A 17,292-nucleotide genomic window follows, 5' to 3' on the forward strand; every position below is an offset into this window, starting at 1 on the left:
CGCAGTGATCCCAGAAGCCGCGATGCGGATGACCGGAGGCGGGTGGGTTCTGTCTGTCAGGTGTGCGGTTCGAGGCGACGCCTCGATATCTCTTTTGACCTCATGCCGTCATTGCGCGGCGAAGCCGAAGCAATCCAGGGACGCGCCGCGCTCGACGAGGCGGGCTGGATTGCTTCGCTCACGCTCGCAAGGACGGGCACCCTTACGCCGCCTTCTGCGTCGCCACCTTCGCCGGCGCCTGCGAGCGCAGGCCGAGCAGATGGCAGATCGCGTAGACGAGATCCGAGCGGTTCATCGAGTAGAAGTGGAAGTCCTCCACGCCCTCGTCGACGAGGTCGAGCACCTGCTCGGCGGCAACCGCCGCCGCGACGAGGCGGCGGGTCTCGACGTCGTTCTCCAGACCTTCGAACCGGGCCGCGAGCCAGTAGGGCACCGAAGCGCCGGTGCGGCGGGCGAAGTTGGCCGCCTGCTTGAAGTTCTGCACCGGCAGGATGCCCGGGATGATCGGGATGTCGATGCCGGCCGCGCGCACCTTCTCGAGATAGCGGAGATAGATCTCGTTATCGAAGAAGAACTGGGTGATCGCCTGATCGGCGCCGGCATCGACCTTGGCCTTCAGCGCGTCGATATCGGCATCGAGCGAGGCGGCCTCCGGGTGCTTCTCCGGGTAAGCCGAGACCGAAACCTTGAAGTCGCCGATCCGCTTGATGCCGGCCACGAGGTCGCAGGTCTGGGCATAGCCGCCGGGATGGGGCCGATAGGTGTGGCCGACGCCTTCCGCCGGGTCGCCGCGCAGGGCCACGATGTGGCGCACGCCCGCATCCCAGTAGGACTGCACGACGGCGTCGATCTCCTCGCGCGTGGCGTTGACGCAGGTGAGGTGGGCGGCGGGCTTGAGACTGGTCTCGCGCACCATGCGCGCCACGGTGTTGTGGGTGCGCTCGCGGGTCGAGCCGCCAGCGCCGTAAGTCACCGAGACGAATTTCGGCTGGAGCGGCGCCAGCCGCTCGATCGAGGACCAGAGGATGTTCTCCATCTCCTCGGTCTTGGGCGGAAAGAACTCGATGGAGACGCGGATCGGGCGGAAGCCGTCGCGGCTGGCACGGTGCCGGGATTCGCTGGGCATCGGATCGTCCCTCTTGATGCGATCGTGTCGTCGTGAGGCCGGGCGTCAGGCCACGGCGCGTTCGGGCTCGGCCGCCGCGGCTCCGGCCGAGGCGTCGTGCGCCAGCCAGAGCGTGACGGTGAGCGGTAATTCGGTGCCGTCCTCGGGCGCGAGGTTGCGGCTCTCGACATCGGACAGGCCTGCCTGAACGAGCCAGCCCGCGACTTGATCGGCCGCGAAGCCGAGGCGGCGATGGGCCTGGGTCTCGCGCAGCTGTTCGAGATCGTGCGGCGCGAAATCGACCACCAGCAGCCGGCCGCCCGGCGTCACGAGTCGGGCCGCCTCGCGAAGCGCGCGGGCCGGGTCGTCGAGATAGTGCAGCACCTGATGCAGCACCACGAGGTCGAAGCTGGCGCGCCCGAAGGGCGGCGCGTGCAGATCGCCCTGGCGCAGATCGACCCGCGACAGGCCGAGCTGCTCCAGATTCGCCCGGGCGACCGAGAGCATGGCGTGGCTCGAATCGAGCCCGGTGGCGCGGGCCGCGAGCGGCGCCAGCAGGCCGAGCATCTTGCCGGTGCCGGTGCCGAGATCGACGACGTGGCGCACCGGCCGGCTGCCGAGCGCGTCGAGCACCGCCGCCTCCACCGCGGCCTCGGGCACGTGGAGGGAGCGCAGGCCGTCCCATTTGGGAGCGAGGCGCGCGAAGAACGCCTGGGCCGCCTCGGCCCGCTGGGCGCGCACGGAATCGAGCCGGGCACGGTCCTCCGAGAGCGGCGGCGCCCTGCGCTCCAGGGCCTCGATCAGCGGCTCGACGAAGCCGATGGCCGCCTCGCGCAGGCGGAAGAAGGCCCAGGCGCCCTCGCGGTGACGCTCGATCAAACCCGATTCGACCAGAAGCTTGAGGTGGCGCGAGATGCGCGGCTGGGACTGACCGAGGATGTCGGTGAGGTCGGAGACCGACAGCTCCCCTTCGGCCAGCAGCGCGAGGATGCGCAGCCGCGTCTCCTCCGCCGCAGCCCGCAGCACGGCGAGCGCCTCGGCGAAGGGCACCGGGACCGTGGTCGAATTGTTCGTGGGGCCGCTCGCGCTAGACATAAAGATATCTTTATGTGCGTAGCAGGCCGGTGGCAAGCGTTTTTGCTGACGACCCGGCCCCTTCGTCAGTGATCGGCCGCTACTGGTAGGCCTGCTTCAGGTCGAGGGTGCAGCGCTTCCCGACCTCGTCGTAGCCGCTCTCGAGCCAAGCCTTGGCCGCAGCCCGACCCTTGTCGCGCAGGCGCTCGATGACCCGCCAGCGGGCATCGACGCGCGAGGAGGCGGCGTAGTTGTCGAGCGAGTCGGTGCCGTCGATGCGGTGGAGGAAGACGCGCTCCAGACCCGGGACCTCTCCCTGCCCGCTCTCGTCGATCAGCCCGTGCACGAAGTCGATGGCGCGCAATTCGCGCATCAGGTTGGCGTTGAAGGTGATCTCGTTGAGCCGGTTCTGGATGTCGCTGGCCGAGCGCGGCGTCTCGCGGCGCTCCACCGGGTTGATCTGCACCAGGAGGATGTCGCGGGTGCTCGACCCGTGCAGGGGGTAGAGGGCCGGATTGCCGAGATAGCCGCCGTCCCAGTAGGGCACGCCGTCGATCTCCACCGCCTGGAACACGGTCGGCAGGCAGGCCGAGGCCATCAGGTGATCGGCGGTCAGGCGCTCCCGCTCGAACACGGCGAGCTTACCGGTCCAGACATTGGTGGCCGAGACGAAGACGTTGGCGGTCTCGGCCGCGCGCAGGCGATCGAAGTCGACCGTGTGCTCCAACGCATCGCGCAGGGGATTGAAGTTCAGCGGATTGGTGGCGTAGGGGCCCGGATTGAACGCCTTCAGCCACGGCTCGATGAAGGGATTGCCTTTCCAGAACTGGAACAGGCCGTTGATCCAGGTCTGTTGCGAGGGGCGCAGGTCGGCATCCAGGCTCGCCTCGCGCCAGAACTTCTCCAGCGCCGTGCGCGCGCCGTCGGGGCCGCCCGCGAGCCAGCCGTCCACGAGGACGACGGCGTTCATCGCCCCCGCGCTCGCCCCCGTCACCGCCTCGAAGGCGATGCGACCATCCTCGATCAGCGCGTCGAGCACGCCCCAGGTGAAGGCGCCGTGCGAGCCGCCGCCCTGGAGCGCGAGCGCGACGGCCTTCTCGGCCCGCGGACCGGCGAGGCCGCGGAAATCGCGACCCGGGCGCGTCGAATCGGCGATGGGGTCGGGGACGGCGGTCGCGGGGTTGTGGGCGTCGTCGGGCTCGACGCCTCGCAGGGCTCCGGCGGTCTCCGGATCGGGGCTCGTCGCGTCCATCGTCCCTCACAGGTTTGTTGCAGCGCATCCTAAGATGGTGCAAAGCAGCAAGCGTGCGCGTGCGGTTCTTTGCCCCGCGGGCACGCGAATGCAAGATATGATAAGGCGCATCTGTTCTTCGGCATCCTTGCATCTGCACGACACACGCTCGACATCACGGTTCGGATGCGACATGGAAGCGGCTTCGGAAGCGAGGCACGCTGAGCATGCGCGGGCGCGGCGGCAGGTCGCGGATCGCGCCGGATTCAGGTAGGATCGCTCCTGCGCCTGCGGAATGCCTCAAGGCCGGCACGCGCGGACGACAGTTGACCCGCGAAGGCACGATGGAAGTCATGGAAGCTCCCGACGCCCTGGCAAACCCGATCGATCCCCGGAGCCCGAACATGACGGGGCCGGAGATCGCAGGGCCGGCACCGCGCCACCGCACCGTCGGCGTGCAGATCGGCAGCGGCGAAGGCGCGGTCACCGTCGGCGGCGGCGCCCCGATCGTCGTGCAGTCGATGACCAACACCGACACGGCCGATATCGACGGCACCGTGGCCCAGGTGGCCCAGCTCGCCCGCGCCGGCTCGGAGCTGGTGCGCATCACCGTCGATCGCGACGAGGCGGCGGCCGCCGTGCCGAAGATCCGCGAGCGGCTCGACCGCATCGGCTGCCACGTGCCCCTGGTGGGCGACTTCCACTACATCGGCCACAAGCTCCTGTCCGATCATCCGGCCTGCGCCGAGGCGCTGGCCAAGTACCGGATCAACCCGGGCAATGTCGGCTTCAAGGAAAAGAAGGACACCCAGTTCTCGACCATCGTCGAGCAGGCCGTCCGCTACGGCAAGACGGTGCGCATCGGCGCGAACTGGGGCTCGCTCGACGGCGAGCTGCTGACCCACCTGATGGACGAGAACGCCAAGCTGCCCCGCCCCATCGACGCCCGCGCGGTGATGCGCGAGGCCATGGTGCAGTCGGCGCTGACCTCGGCCGACCGCGCGGTGGCGCTGGGGCTGCCCAAGGACCGCATCATCCTCTCCGCCAAGGTCTCGGCGGTGCAGGATCTGATCGCCGTCTACCGCGAGGTGGCCCGCCGCTCCGACTACGCGATCCATCTCGGCCTGACCGAGGCCGGCATGGGCTCGAAGGGCATCGTCGCGGCCTCGGCCGCCATCGGCGTGCTGCTCCAGGAAGGCATCGGCGACACGATCCGCTACTCGCTGACGCCCGAGCCCGGCGGCGACCGCACCGTGGAGGTCAAGGCCGCGCAGGAACTCCTGCAGACCATGGGCTTCCGCACGTTCGTGCCGCTCGTGGCGGCGTGCCCCGGCTGCGGCCGGACGACATCGACGACGTTCCAAGAGCTCGCCCGCGACATCCAGAACTGGATCTCCACCTCCATGCCGGAGTGGAAGAAGTCCTATCCGGGCGTCGAGGGCCTCAACGTGGCGGTGATGGGCTGCATCGTGAACGGCCCCGGCGAGTCGAAGCACGCCGATATCGGCATCTCGCTGCCCGGCACCGGCGAGAGCCCGAGCGCCCCGGTCTTCATCGACGGCAAGAAGGCGATGACCCTGCGCGGGGCGACCCTCGCCAAGGACTTCGAGACCATCGTGGTCGACTACATCGAGCGCCGCTTCGGCCAGGGCAAGCGCGACGCCGCCGAGTGAGTGTCCCCGGGGGCCGCATCCGACACCTGCGCGGGTGGCGGACGCGACCCTCGTCCCGATCCGGAGGCGACCCGTGGTCCGGACGCCGCCGCCCGCTCTCCTCCAACCTCGGCGTCCCTCTCTCGCGGCGATGCGCGCTCCGAGCCACGCGATTCGAACGCGCGCCGCTCGTCCCGAGCCGCGAGGGCGCGGTGCACGGATCACCGCCTGACGCGCCGCCCGTCCGGGTGACGGGTGCGCATCGAATCTCTCCACCGACGCATTTCCTTCATGCGTGTCCGGCAGACCCGGCCGGACGACGCGCGAGCCCAGGCATGCCTGCCCGATGACCCAGCCTGCCAGCCCAAGCGCCGCACCGTCGAGCCCGCCGGACGATCCTGTCGCGGCTCCCGCCGTCGGCGGTCCGGCGCCCGGCGAGGGTGGTCCGGTCGCGACCTCGGCGGGGGTCGCCGACGCCTCGCCGGAGGACGCGCACGGCCACGCCAAGACCGGCTTCTGGGCGCTCACGATCGGCTCCGTCGGCGTCGTCTACGGCGATATCGGCACGAGCCCGCTCTACGCCTTCCGCGAGGCGCTGGCGCCTTCGCGCACGGACGGCATCCTGCTGGCCGAGGAGGTGATCGGCACCGCCTCGCTCATCATCTGGGCGCTGCTCCTGATCGTCACGATCAAGTACGTCGCGATCCTGCTGCGCATGGACAACAACGGCGAGGGCGGCATCCTCTCGCTGATGGCCCAGGCCCGGCACGCGCTCGGCGGCTCCAAGATCGTCTTCATGCTGGGGCTGCTCGGCGCCTCGCTGTTCTACGGCGATTCCGTCATCACCCCGGCCATCTCGGTGCTCTCGGCGGTGGAGGGCCTCAAGCTCGTCACCCCGGCCTTCAACGACTACGTCCTGCCGATCACGGTGGCGATCATCCTCGGCCTGTTCGCGGTCCAGAGCCACGGGACGGCGCGGGTCGCGACCTTCTTCGGCCCGGCCATGGTGGTGTGGTTCCTGGCCATGGCCGCCGCCGCCCTGCCCCACATCATCGACAATCCGGGCGTGCTCGCCGCCTTCAATCCCTGGTACGCCGTGCATTACCTGCTCGGCCACGGCACGGGCGCGCTGGTGGCGCTCGGCGCGGTGTTCCTGGCGGTGACCGGGGCCGAGGCGCTGTTCGCCGATCTCGGCCATTTCGGGCGCCGCCCGATCCAGGTGGCGTGGCTCGGCCTCGTCGCTCCCTGCCTCGTCCTGAACTATCTCGGCCAGACCGCCCTCGTGCTCGCCAAGCCCGAGACGACCGACCCGTTCTACCAGCTCGTGCCGGAATGGGGCCTGATCCCCATGGTGCTGCTCGCGACGCTGGCCACGGTGACGGCGAGCCAAGCGGTCATCACCGGCGCCTTCTCCCTGTCCCGGCAGGCGATTCAGCTCGGCATGCTGCCGCGCATGGAGATCCGCCACACCTCCGAGGCCCATTCCGGCCAGATCTACCTGCCGCAGATCAACACCTTGCTCGCCCTCGGCGTGGTGATCCTCGCCATCACCTTCCGCTCCTCCTCGGCGCTGGCCTCGGCCTACGGCATCGCCGTGACGGGCACGATGCTGCTCACCGCCTCCATGGCCTACGTGGTGCTGTGGAAGGTCGTGCGGCTCTCGCCGCTGGTCTCGGCGGCGATCATCATGCCCTTCATCGTGCTTGAGTTCCTGTTCCTGCTCTCGAACCTGCTCAAGCTCCACGAGGGCGGCTACGTGCCGCTGATGCTCGCCGGCGGCCTGATGCTGATGATGTGGACCTGGGTGCGGGGCGTCACGATCCTGTTCAACAAGACCCGCAAGACCGACGTGCCGCTGATCGAACTCGTCGGCATGCTGGAGAAGAGCACCTCCTACCAGCGGGTGAAGGGCACGGCGGTCTTCCTCACGAGCGATCCCGAGATCGCCCCCGCCGCGCTCCTGCACAACATGAAGCACAACAAGGTGATCCACGAGAAGAACGTGGTGCTCACCGTCGAGACCATGGACCGGCCCCGCGCCACGCAAGGAGAGCGGGTGCGCATCGAGCCGGTGGGTTTCGGCTTCTACCGGGTGGTGATGCGCTTCGGGTACATGGAGACGCCCAACATCCCGCGCACCCTGACCCTGCTCAAACGCGAGGGCTTCAAGTTCGACATCATGTCGACCTCGTTCTTCCTGTCGCGCCGCTCGATCCGCCCGGCGGCCCATTCCGGCATGCCGCTCTGGCAGGACCGGATCTTCATCACCCTGGCCAAGAACGCCAACGACGCCACGGACTTCTTCCAGATCCCGACCGGCCGCGTCGTCGAAGTGGGCACTCAGGTTACGGTCTAGCATCCGGCACCCGGCCCTGTGCCGGGCTCGCCGAAGGATCGTTCTTCTCAAGAAAACAACAACAGGTTGCGTAAAATTCTGTGGCAGGCTCGCTACAGGATGATCATTTGCGCGCGACTGTCTTGCGTGCCGAGGCGCCGTCTCGTACCGCTGAGCTTGCGAAAAGCAAGCAACAACAACAGTTTAGCATAATTCCAAACAACAGGCCGACCTCGTTCCGCGCGTTCCTGCGGAGGCCGTCGGCTGTGCTGGGCAGATGGGGTCAGGAGTATGGGGTCCATTCGCACTCTCGTCGGCGTCCGCGCCCTGCGGACGATGGCGCTGGCAAGCGCCTCGCTGTTCGCACTCACCGCGAGCGCCGCAGCACAGCAGGCCACAGCCCGGCTCGATGAGCTGTCGGTCGAAGGCAGCGGCCGGGGTGCCGGCGCCACTGGCGGCCAGCCTGCCCAGCGCGGCGCGGATGGGCGAGTCGCCCCCGAGGACCCGCGCGGCCCCATCGCCGGCTACGTCGCCACCCGCTCGGTCACCGCGACCAAGACCAACACGCCGCTGATCGAGACTCCGCAATCGATCACGGTGATCGGCACCGAGCAGATCCAGGCTCAGGGAGCCACGACGCTGACGCAGGCGACCCAGTACACGGCCGGCATCTATTCCGGCGTGACGGGTGTCGACGAGCGCGTCGACTTCTTCAATCTGCGCGGCTTTCGGGCGAGCGACTACGGCATCTACAAGGACGGCCTGCAACTCCTCAATTACGGGTTCGGCACCCTGAAGACCGAGGTCTTCGGCCTTGAGCGCATCGAGGTTCTGCGCGGTCCCGCCGCGGTCCTGTTCGGCGCCGGCAATCCGGGCGGCATCGTCAACCAGATCACCAAGCGACCGACGCTGACCCCGTTCGGATATGTCGAAATCGGCGGCGGCTCGTTCGGCCAAGTCTATGGAGCCTTCGACATCGGTGGTCCTGCCGACGATTCGGGCCACTGGTTCTACCGCCTCACCGGAATCGGCCGGGCCGGCGGAACGCAGGTCGATGGAGCCGATTCGGATCGCTACTACATCGCACCGGCGCTGACCTATCGGCCGGATGCCGGAACCTCGTTCACCCTGCTCACGAGCTATCAGCGCGATTCCAGCGCGGTGACCGCGAATTTCCTGCCGTATTCCGGGACCGTGCGCCCGAACTTGAGCGGCCTTCGCATTCCCCGCTCCCTGAATGTCGGCGATCCGACCTTCAACAACTTCCAGCGCGAGCAGCTCTTCGCCGGTTATGAGTTCGAGCACGCCGTCGACGCGACGTGGACGGTGCGCCAGAACCTGCGCTACTCGTTCAGCGACGGCTACCAGAACTCCTATGTCGGCCAGTCCGGCTATGCCGACCCTGCGCAGACGCAGCTCGCTCGCTACCAGTTCGGCTTTACGGACAAGGTCAGCCTGTTCCAGGTCGACAACCAGGCCGAGGCGCGTTTCTCGGACGGCCTCTTCCGGCATGACCTGATCCTCGGCGTCGATTACAAGAACTACACGCTGCACGACAATCAGCAGGTTCTGTTCCCGGGGCCGAACCTCAATCTCCTCAATCCCATCTTCGGGCCTCCGCAGGATCGGGCCCCGACCAATCTCGTCGACGTGCCGCGCTTCACGCAGATCGGTCTTTACGCCCAAGACCAGATCAAGCTGACCGAAAACCTGACTCTCGTCGCCGGACTGCGTCAGGACTTCGCCACGAGCGATGTGAAGGTGAAATTCAGCCGCTTCGGCGACCAGAGCTCGTCGCGGGACGATCAGGCTCTCACCGGACGCGTCGCGCTGATCTACAACTTCGACTTCGGGCTCGCGCCCTACGTCTCGTACTCGACCTCGTTCCAGCCGCAGATCGGCATCGACTCGATCACGGGTGGGGCGCTCGTGCCCGATCGGGGCGAGCAGGTCGAGGTCGGCGTGAAGTTCCAGCCGATCGGCGAACGCTACTTCCTGACGGTGGCGGCCTTCGATCTCGTCCGCGACAACCCGCCGATCCCCTCACCCTTTGCCAACGGCAGCAGCACGACGCAGCTGGGCTCCGTCCGTTCGCGCGGCATCGAGGCTCAGTTCGTCGGCAACCTCTTCGACGGCCTGAACGTGGTCGCCGCCGTCACCCATTTCGATCTCGAATACATCAAGAGCCAGCAGACCCAGCTCATCGGCAGGACGCCGATCGGCGTGCCCGAGACCTATGCCTCTGCCTTCCTGGACTACACCATTCCCGTGGGCGACTACCGCGGCCTCGGGTTCGGCGGCGGCGTCCGTTATGTCGGCCGATCCTTCGCGAACGACATCAACTCGCTGACAGTGCCGGATTTCGTGCTCTTCGACGCGACGGTTCACTACACCTGGGACCGTTGGCGCGCGGCGGTCACGGCGTCGAACATCGGCGACCGGCGCTTCGTGACGTCCTGCACGGACCTGAACAACTGCTTCTACGGCGAGGCCCGCCGCGTGCTGGCGAGCGTGAGCTACAAGTGGTGAGTCGCCGCAGGGCCTGTCCTCAGGCCCTGCTTGACCTTGGAGGCGGCCGGCGGCCGGGCTATCTCGGGTTCCTCTAAGCGGATCGTGAGAATCCGTCTCTTCGAGGAACGCCCGCCGTCATGACCTTCCGTCCCCTCATCGCCGCCCTGGTGGCCGGCGGCCTCGTCCTTCCGGCCCTCGCCCAGGAACCCGCCGCTCCTCCGCCCGCGCAAGAACCGCCGCAGCCGGAGGCTCCGAAGGAGGCGTCCCCCCCGCGGCCGATCCGCAACGCGCCGAGCCCGCGGGCGCTGGAATTTGCCGCCTACATCTTCTCGGCGGTCAATGTCTGCGGCTACCAGCTCGGCACGGCCGAGTTCGAGGCGCTGCTCGCCAAGCAGAATACCAAGCTCGCCGACGTGAGCCCCCGCGGCCCCTTCGGCAATCGGGTGATGGGCATCTTCACCCTGATGTCCAACCAGATGAACCTGAACCGCGAGCGGTCCTGCCTCGCCGTGGCCGGCGAGTACGGGCCGGAGGGCAATGTCGCCAAGAACGTCCTGCTGCCGCCGGGCACCCGGGAGGCGCCGCCTGCGCCGGATTCCTCCGGAGCCAAGCCGGCGCAGCCTTAGGGCGGTCGGAGGCTCCGCGCGGGGCGGCTCCCCCCCGGCGCGAAATGCTGTAGAGGGACGGCGAAACCCTTCGTCGTCCGCCTCTCCCGCTGGCCCAGGCCCATGTCCGCAACCGACCCCGCCAACCCGTTGCTGCGCCCTCAGCCGCGCCCCGGGGTACTCGCCATCGAGGCCTACGTGCCCGGCAAGAGCGCCGCGCCGGGCGTCGCCAAGATCCACAAGCTCTCCTCCAACGAGACGCCGCTGGGGCCGAGCCCCCGCGCGGTCGAGGCCTATCGCGCGCATGCCGACAGCCTTGCCCTGTATCCGGACGGGAGCGCGACGCGGCTGCGCGCGGCGATCGGCGCCCGTTACGGGCTGGACCCCGCCCGCATCGTCTGCGGCGCGGGCTCGGACGAGCTTCTGACCCTGCTGGCGATGGCCTTCGTCGGGCCGGGGGACGAGGGCATCTACTCCACGCACGGCTTCCTCGTGTACCGCATCGCGATCCTCACCGCGGGCGGCACGCCGGTCGTGGCGCCGGAGACGAACCTGACGGCGGATGTCGACGCGATCCTCGCCGCGGTCACACCCCGCACCCGGATCGTCTATCTGGCCAACCCCAACAACCCGACCGGCACCTACCTGCCCTTCGAGGAGGTGCGCCGCCTGCATGCCGGCCTGCCCGGCAACGTGCTGCTGGTGCTCGACGGCGCCTATGCCGAGTACGTGCGCGCCAACGATTACACCGCCGGGCTCGAACTGGCGCTCGACGCGCCCAACGTCGTGATGACCCGCACCTTCTCGAAGATCCACGGGCTGGCCGCGCAGCGCATCGGCTGGATGGTGGGCTCCGAGGCCGTGGTCGATGCGATCAACCGCATCCGCGGGCCGTTCAACCTGTCGGCGGGCGGCATCGCGGCCGGGGCTGCGGCGATCGCCGACGAGGCCCATATCGCGGCGGCTGCGGCCCACAACGACGAATGGCTCGCCTGGCTCAGCCGCGCGGTCGAGGCGCTGGGGCTCACGGTGACGCCGAGCGTCGGCAACTTCCTGCTCGTGCACTTCCCCGACGCGCCCGGCCGGACCGCTGCGGAGGCCGACGCGCACCTGACGCGCGGCGGCGTGATCGTGCGGCGCGTCTCCTCCTACGGCCTGCCCAACGCCCTGCGGGTCACGGTCGGCAGCGGGGAGGCCAACCACGCCTTCGTGGAAGCCCTCAAGGACTTCCTGGGGAACCCGCGTTCGTGACGGCGGTGGTGGAGCGCCTCGCCATCGTCGGCCTCGGCCTGATCGGCTCCTCGATCGCCCGCGGCGCCCGGACCTACGGGCTTGCCGAGACGATCGTGGCGGTGGACCGGGACGCAGGCGTGATCGAGCGCGTCCGGGCCTTGGGGCTGGCCGAGGCCGCGAGCACCGAGGCCTCCGCGGTGGCGGGCGCCGACCTCGTGGTCCTGTGCGTGCCGGTCGGCGCCATCGGCGCGGTCGCGGCCGAGATCGCGCCGCACCTGAAGCCGGGCGCCGTCGTCTCCGACGTGGGCTCGGTGAAGGCCGCCGTGGTCTCGGCTGTGGCGCCGCATCTGTCTGAAATGAACCCGTTCGTGCCGGCCCATCCGGTGGCGGGCACCGAGTATTCGGGGCCGGATTCCGGCTTCGCCACCCTGTTCTCGAACCGCTGGTGCATTCTCACGCCGCCCGATGGCGCGGATCCGGCGGCGGTCGAGCGGGTGCAGGCGCTCTGGCAGGGCCTGGGGGCCATCGTCGAGACGATGACGCCGGAGCATCACGACCTCGTGCTCGCCATCACCAGCCACGTGCCGCACCTGATCGCCTACAACATCGTCGGCACCGCCGCCGACCTCGAGGAGGTCACGCAGTCGGAGGTGATCAAGTTCTCCGCCGGCGGCTTTCGCGACTTCACCCGCATCGCGGCCTCCGACCCGACCATGTGGCGCGACATCTTCCTGACCAACCGCGAGGCGGTGCTGGAGATGCTGGGACGCTTCAACGAGGATCTGTCCGCCCTGTCGCGCGCCATCCGCTGGGGCGACGGCGAGGCGCTGCACGAGCTGTTCACCCGCACCCGGGCGATCCGCCGCGGCATCGTCGCCATGGGGCAGGAGACACCGGAGCCGGATTTCGGCCGCTCCCGCAAGGCGGCGCCCACCGGACCGCAGGGCTGAGGAAGGAAACGCCGCCATGCGGACTTTCGCGATCGTCACCGTCCTCGAGGGCGCGGTGTCCGGCCTGGCCGAATGGCTGGCCTTCCACCGCGCCGTCGGCGTGCGCCACTTCGTGATCTACGACAACGGCATCGATGCCGAGGCCGCCGCAACCTTGGCGCTGCACGAGGGGCTCGGCGTCACCACCCTGCCCTGTCCGAGCCGTCTCGACTGCGCGCCGCGTTTCGCGGCCTACGAGCATTTCCTGGCTTCGCGGGCGCGCCTGTTCCGCTTCGCCGCCTTCCTCGACAGCGACGAGTTCCTGGTGCCGCCGCCCGGCCGCCCCCTGGACGGCTGGCTCGCCCGCATCCCCACCCATGCCGGGGCGGTCGCGGTCAACCGGCGCGCCTTCGACACCGCGCAGCCGGCCCAGCCCGATCCGGGCCTCGTGCTGCGCCGCTTCCCCCGGGCGCTGGCGGTCACGGATCGGGGCGAAAACCGCGTCGTCAAGTCAATCTACCGGCAGGGCGCCATCGCCACGATCCGCGATCCCCACCGGGCGGCCCTGGTGCAGGGGGAATGGCTGATGAGCGACTTCAGCCCGGCGGAGGCCGACCCGAACCGTCCCGACGCCATCCTCGGCGTCCGGCACGGTGAGATCCGGATCAACCACTATCCCTCGACGGCCCTCTCGCAGGCCGCCGGCCCGTCCGGCGACGGCGAGTCCTGCCCGCGCACGCAGAGCTGGATCGGGCCGATGCTCGACGAGATGCGCCATCTCCTCGCCTTCGCGGATGCCGTCGCGCCGGGCACGGCGGCACAGCTGCGGGCCCGCTACGCCGGGGTGCCGGAACTGGCCCGGCCGGTCTCCCCGCAGGAGCACCGCCTCTGGCGCCTGCGCCACCTCCACCGGCCGCGGGCGGAAGCGGCAGGCCGCTTCCTCCAGCGCAAGATCTTCGGCGCGCCGCGCCCCTGGTAGGGCGGGTCAGTACAAGACCGGCAGCACCACGTTCGGCACCGGGAAGGGTCCGAGCATCAGCCTCCCGTCGGTCAGGCGCAGGGTCGGCAGGGGCTTGAGACCGTTGGGGCCGGTCTCGTCGGCCGCACGGGCCTCGCCGGCGGCGTCCTCGCGCTTGCGCAGGCCGCCGAGGAACTGGCCGACGATGCTGCCGATCAGCGCGCCCTTGTCCGCGCCGAAGCGCTGGCCCATCACCTGCCCGACCAGGGCTTCGAGGCCGGCTGCGCGGATGTCGAAGCGCCCCTCGGGCCGGTGCTCGCCGTCGAGGCCGACGGCGCCCTTGGCCTGAAGGCGCCGCTCGCCCTTGGCGATGGAGATGCGATTCACGTCGAGCCGACCGTCGGCCTGACGCCACTTCTCCAGTTCCCGCGCCACCGTGCCTGTGCGCAGGACGTTTGCCCGCTCGATGGTGGTGTCGAGGTCGATATCGGCCGGGTCGGCGCTGCCGCTGAGGGCGTCGAGCCGCGGCACCGCCGCCTTGGCAAGCCGCAGGCTCACGTCGATGGCGCCCTCGCTCTCGAAGCGGCCGGGGGTCGGCCGGGCATGTAGTTCGAGGTGCTGCGCGGCGAAGTCGACAGGGCCGGGATCGGGTGCTTGCACGCTGCCCTTCGGCGCGTCGACGACCAGGGAGACGCGGCTGAAGCCGTTCGATGCGGCGTGGAAGCTCGCCTCCAGGGAGGTCCAGGTGACGTCCCCGGTCAGGTCGCCCTGCTCGACGTGGAACGGCCCCGCGGCCTCCAGAACGGCATGGCGGGGATCATAGACCTGAACGACGACGGTGATCGGCCCCAGCGTGAAGCGGCTGTCCGAACGGGCGAAGCGCACCGAGGCGCAGCGCAGCTCCAAGCGGAAGGGGAAGCCGGTGATGGAGCGGTCGGCGCAGGTCCACTGGCGGCCGGCCTGAGCCTCGCGGGCGAGCCAGGCATCCATCTCGCTCTCGGCCTTGCCGCGGATGAAGAACCAGGCAGCGGTCCAGGCCAGGACGATGGCGGCGAGGAGAATGTAGGGAAGGAACAGGCCGATCCGCCTGCGCGGCCGCGGGGCCGGTCCGCCGGGAATCGGTTCGGGAGTCTGCGGCATCGGCCTCGTTCCTGCGCCGCCCGGCAGGGCAGGCCGGGCGGCCCCGTGTTTGGAGACCGGGGCGGCGCAAGGCAAGAGCCGGCCTCAGGCCCGCTCCTCACAGGCCGGAGAGCGGAATCGGGGCTATCGGAGCCGTCAGGCGGCTGAAAGGTCCGCGTCCGCGGCGAGGTCGGTGACGACGGCGCGGCGCGCCTCCTCGCTCTCGGCGAGGCGATGGACATGCATCTCCGTCGCGCCGCTCTGGCGGGCGCGGGCGAGCCAGTTGCGCTGCAGCCGCTCCCGTGCGCCCCTGCCGACGGCGGCGATCGCGACGGCTTCGGCGATGCCGGCCTCGTCCCGCCGCACCGCGATCACCACCGCCTCGCCGATCTCGGCAAGTTCGGCTTCCACGAGATCGTGGACGCCCACGACGTAGCGCCGGCCCGAACGCCCGCGCCACGCGCTCAAGGACGGGGCGGCGCTGCCGCGCAGGCCCGCCATGGTTCGGAGCCGCTCCTCGCGCACATCCGCTCTCCGGGATCGGTCGTCCTTCAGGTCACGCAGCGCGACCGACCAGGACAGGGCTCGTTTGTTCGCCATTTGTTCCAATCTACGACGGAGGCCCGATCGCCGTCAAGGCGCAGGTTCGGAACGGGTTTCCTGTATGATCGGAAGGTGGGAAGCGGCCCACGGTTCCACAAGCGAAACACAACCGATTGCCTGCGGCGGCATGCCCCTCTCCGATCATCGTCTCGCCGCACGGCCTTCGTAGGGACAGCATTCGTAAAGCATGATCGTGCCAGGGTGACCGGGCGCGGCGCCTGCCGTACAAGCGGAGCCGTGCCGGGTCCGCGAGGAACTCGGGCGCGATGCGGCGGGGAGCGGCCTCGGGGCGTGTGATGGGTGTGGCGACGATGAAGCCAGGTGTGAGGCCGCGTGTCCGGCCAGCTGTCCGGGTCGCCCGGCTCGTGCTCGCCGCCGGCCTCGCCCTGAATCTCGGCGCCTGTTTCCGCCCCCTCTACGGGCCGACCGCCTCGGGCGAATCGATGCAGGGATTGCTCGCGGCAATTCAGGTCGACGACGTCCTCATGGCCCAGGATCAGGAGCGGCTCGGCCATTACCTGCGCAGCGAGCTGATCTTCGATCTCGACGTTTCCGGTCAGGCCGCCGTGCCCAAGCGCTACCGCCTGAAGATGCAGGGCAGCGAGCAGGTGCAGACGCCGATCGTCTCCTCCACCACCGCCCGGGCGGAGGCCGGCACGATCGTCGGTACCGTGAAGTTCTCCCTGGAAAGTCTGGACGGGCGCCGCATCCTCACCGAGGGCGTCGCCACCGCGACCGCGACCTACGACCGCTCGATCCAGCGTTTCGCCTCCCTGCGCGCCGCGCGGGACGCCGAAATCCGCCTCGCCAAGGTGCTGGCCGATCAGATCAGGACCCGGATCGCCTCCGTCCTCACCGTCAAGCCCAACCCCTGACGGCCGCGGCATGACGGCGGTCAAGGCCGGCGATGTCGAGGGTCTCATCCGGCGCGGGCCCGATGCGCGCATCGCGGTGGTGCTGGTCTACGGGCCCGATACCGGTCTCGTCGCCGACCGCGCGACGCGGCTGGTGCGCGGCATGGTGGCGGACCCCGACGACCCCTTCGCCCTGATCAAGATCGACGGCGACACGCTCGCGGCCGACCCCGGCCGGCTGATGGACGAGGCCGGAACCGTCGGCCTGTTCGGCGGGAGCCGCACGATCTGGGTCCGTTCGGGGAGCCGCAACTACGCTCCGGCGGTCGACGCCGTGCTGAAGGCGCCGACCGAGGGCGCGCGCATCGTGGTGGAGGCGGGCGATCTCGGTCGCTCGGCCCCCCTGCGCACTCTCTGCGAGGGCTCCGCGAAGGCGCTGGCCCTGCCCTGCTACGCGGACGACGAGCGCACTCTCGCCGACCTCATCGAGCGCACGCTTCAGGAGGACGGCCTGCGCATCGACCGGGATGCCCGCGACCTGCTGACGGGCAGCCTCGGCAGCGACCGCCGCGCCAGCCTCTCCGAGATCGGCAAGCTCGCCCTCTACGCCCGCGGCCAGGGCAGCGTCGGCCTCGACGACGTGGAGGCGATCGTCAGCGATGTCGGCGCGAGCGTCCTCAACGCGTTGATCGACGCCGCCTTCGCCGGGCGCGCAGGGGACGCCGAGCGGGAATATCGCCGCTTCCGCCACGAGGGGATGGACCCCTCCGCGATGCTGGGCGCGGGGCTGCGGCACGCCCTCGCCCTGCTCTCGCTGCGGCTCGACAACCCGCGGGGCAGCGCGAGCCAGCTCGTCGCCAACTGGCGCGGTCTGCATTTCCGGCGCAAGGCGCTTGCGGAAACCCAGCTCGCCCGCTGGTCGGCGCCAAGCCTTCAACATGCGGTGGGCTGGCTTCAGGACGCCGTTCTGGCCTGCCGCCGCTCAGAGCCGGACCTCGCCCATGCGCAGGCTCAGGGCGTCTTCCTGCGCATCGCCGTCGAGGCGTCACGACGCCGGGCCTGAACGGGTCGACCGCTCGTCGT

Annotated in this window: 14 protein-coding genes; 9 read left to right on the plus strand and 5 right to left on the minus strand. The window is 69.7% G+C overall.

The genetic code is table 11. From position 1 onward, the window contains the following. Positions 1 to 202: 202 nt before the first annotated feature. The 3 genes from metF to BY998_RS03935 all read right to left on the minus strand — a co-directional run bounded on the left by metF (position 203) and on the right by BY998_RS03935 (position 3,431). The gene (gene metF, locus BY998_RS03925; protein ID WP_110350327.1) at positions 203 to 1,126 is read right to left on the minus strand and encodes a methylenetetrahydrofolate reductase [NAD(P)H]; all 924 of its coding nucleotides are present in this window, start codon (positions 1,124 to 1,126) and stop codon (positions 203 to 205) included. A 45-nt stretch (positions 1,127 to 1,171) separates the two neighbouring features. Then, on the minus strand, positions 1,172 to 2,200 hold the full coding sequence (locus tag BY998_RS03930) for a metalloregulator ArsR/SmtB family transcription factor (protein WP_110350328.1): 1,029 nt from the start codon (positions 2,198 to 2,200) through the stop codon (positions 1,172 to 1,174). A gap of 79 nt (positions 2,201 to 2,279) precedes the next feature. Next, positions 2,280 to 3,431, minus strand: a complete 1,152-nt coding sequence (locus BY998_RS03935) for a patatin-like phospholipase family protein (protein WP_110350329.1) — start codon at positions 3,429 to 3,431, stop codon at positions 2,280 to 2,282. Between the two features lie 332 nt (positions 3,432 to 3,763). Between BY998_RS03935 and ispG the strand changes: the two genes are divergently transcribed. From ispG to BY998_RS03970, 7 genes are all read left to right on the plus strand, one after another. After that, a complete protein-coding gene (gene ispG, locus BY998_RS03940) occupies positions 3,764 to 5,083 on the plus strand; it encodes a flavodoxin-dependent (E)-4-hydroxy-3-methylbut-2-enyl-diphosphate synthase (protein ID WP_245421472.1) in 1,320 nt (439 codons plus the stop codon). A 325-nt stretch (positions 5,084 to 5,408) separates the two neighbouring features. Then, positions 5,409 to 7,418 carry a potassium transporter Kup gene (locus BY998_RS03945; protein WP_110350331.1) on the plus strand — a complete coding sequence of 670 codons (2,010 nt, stop codon included), beginning with the start codon at positions 5,409 to 5,411 and terminating at the stop codon, positions 7,416 to 7,418. A 270-nt stretch (positions 7,419 to 7,688) separates the two neighbouring features. Beyond that, complete coding sequence (locus BY998_RS03950) at positions 7,689 to 9,926, plus strand: TonB-dependent siderophore receptor (protein ID WP_110350332.1); 2,238 nt, start codon at positions 7,689 to 7,691, stop codon at positions 9,924 to 9,926. Between the two features lie 119 nt (positions 9,927 to 10,045). After that, positions 10,046 to 10,534, plus strand: a complete 489-nt coding sequence (locus tag BY998_RS03955) for a hypothetical protein (RefSeq protein WP_110350333.1) — start codon at positions 10,046 to 10,048, stop codon at positions 10,532 to 10,534. Positions 10,535 to 10,636: 102 nt separating this feature from the next. Beyond that, positions 10,637 to 11,764: a histidinol-phosphate transaminase gene (locus tag BY998_RS03960; RefSeq protein WP_110350334.1), complete on the plus strand. Its 1,128-nt coding sequence runs from the start codon at positions 10,637 to 10,639 to the stop codon at positions 11,762 to 11,764. Beyond that, positions 11,761 to 12,696 carry a prephenate/arogenate dehydrogenase family protein gene (locus tag BY998_RS03965; protein ID WP_110350335.1) on the plus strand — a complete coding sequence of 312 codons (936 nt, stop codon included), beginning with the start codon at positions 11,761 to 11,763 and terminating at the stop codon, positions 12,694 to 12,696. Before BY998_RS03960 ends, BY998_RS03965 begins: the two co-directional genes overlap by 4 nt. 16 nt (positions 12,697 to 12,712) lie before the next feature. Continuing rightward, entirely contained in the window at positions 12,713 to 13,654 is a 942-nt protein-coding gene (locus BY998_RS03970; RefSeq protein ID WP_110350336.1) for a glycosyltransferase family 2 protein, read from the plus strand. A gap of 6 nt (positions 13,655 to 13,660) precedes the next feature. Here BY998_RS03970 and BY998_RS03975 read toward each other — a convergent pair whose 3' ends face one another. Together BY998_RS03975 and BY998_RS03980 are read right to left on the minus strand one after the other, a co-directional pair. Further along, complete coding sequence (locus BY998_RS03975) at positions 13,661 to 14,773, minus strand: DUF2125 domain-containing protein (RefSeq protein WP_110350337.1); 1,113 nt, start codon at positions 14,771 to 14,773, stop codon at positions 13,661 to 13,663. 135 nt (positions 14,774 to 14,908) lie between these two features. Next, positions 14,909 to 15,352, minus strand: a complete 444-nt coding sequence (locus tag BY998_RS03980; RefSeq protein WP_245421473.1) for a hypothetical protein — start codon at positions 15,350 to 15,352, stop codon at positions 14,909 to 14,911. A gap of 314 nt (positions 15,353 to 15,666) precedes the next feature. Here BY998_RS03980 and lptE point away from each other — a divergent pair, with 314 nt between their 5' ends. Both lptE and holA read left to right on the plus strand, forming a co-directional pair. Beyond that, positions 15,667 to 16,230: an LPS assembly lipoprotein LptE gene (gene lptE / locus BY998_RS03985; protein WP_110350628.1), complete on the plus strand. Its 564-nt coding sequence runs from the start codon at positions 15,667 to 15,669 to the stop codon at positions 16,228 to 16,230. Positions 16,231 to 16,240: 10 nt separating this feature from the next. After that, positions 16,241 to 17,272, plus strand: coding sequence for a DNA polymerase III subunit delta (holA, locus tag BY998_RS03990; protein WP_110350338.1), 1,032 nt, complete (start codon positions 16,241 to 16,243; stop codon positions 17,270 to 17,272). Positions 17,273 to 17,292 lie beyond the last annotated feature (20 nt).

The organism is Methylobacterium sp. B4 (assembly GCF_003201865.1).
Taxonomy (GTDB): domain Bacteria; phylum Pseudomonadota; class Alphaproteobacteria; order Rhizobiales; family Beijerinckiaceae; genus Methylobacterium.

Bases quoted from the DNA above. Each gene is read 5' to 3' on its own strand.
- lptE (WP_110350628.1), top strand. From the start codon at position 15,667: ATGAAGCCAGGTGTGAGGCCGCGTGTCCGGCCAGCTGTCCGGGTCGCC.
- BY998_RS03960 (WP_110350334.1), top strand. From the start codon at position 10,637: ATGTCCGCAACCGACCCCGCCAACCCGTTGCTGCGCCCTCAGCCGCGC.
- BY998_RS03945 (WP_110350331.1), top strand. From the start codon at position 5,409: ATGACCCAGCCTGCCAGCCCAAGCGCCGCACCGTCGAGCCCGCCGGAC.
- BY998_RS03975 (WP_110350337.1), bottom strand. From the start codon at position 14,773: ATGCCGCAGACTCCCGAACCGATTCCCGGCGGACCGGCCCCGCGGCCG.
- BY998_RS03970 (WP_110350336.1), top strand. From the start codon at position 12,713: ATGCGGACTTTCGCGATCGTCACCGTCCTCGAGGGCGCGGTGTCCGGC.
- BY998_RS03955 (WP_110350333.1), top strand. From the start codon at position 10,046: ATGACCTTCCGTCCCCTCATCGCCGCCCTGGTGGCCGGCGGCCTCGTC.
- metF (WP_110350327.1), bottom strand. From the start codon at position 1,126: ATGCCCAGCGAATCCCGGCACCGTGCCAGCCGCGACGGCTTCCGCCCG.
- BY998_RS03930 (WP_110350328.1), bottom strand. From the start codon at position 2,200: ATGTCTAGCGCGAGCGGCCCCACGAACAATTCGACCACGGTCCCGGTG.
- BY998_RS03980 (WP_245421473.1), bottom strand. From the start codon at position 15,352: ATGGCGAACAAACGAGCCCTGTCCTGGTCGGTCGCGCTGCGTGACCTG.
- BY998_RS03950 (WP_110350332.1), top strand. From the start codon at position 7,689: ATGGGGTCCATTCGCACTCTCGTCGGCGTCCGCGCCCTGCGGACGATG.
- holA (WP_110350338.1), top strand. From the start codon at position 16,241: ATGACGGCGGTCAAGGCCGGCGATGTCGAGGGTCTCATCCGGCGCGGG.
- BY998_RS03935 (WP_110350329.1), bottom strand. From the start codon at position 3,431: ATGGACGCGACGAGCCCCGATCCGGAGACCGCCGGAGCCCTGCGAGGC.
- ispG (WP_245421472.1), top strand. From the start codon at position 3,764: ATGGAAGCTCCCGACGCCCTGGCAAACCCGATCGATCCCCGGAGCCCG.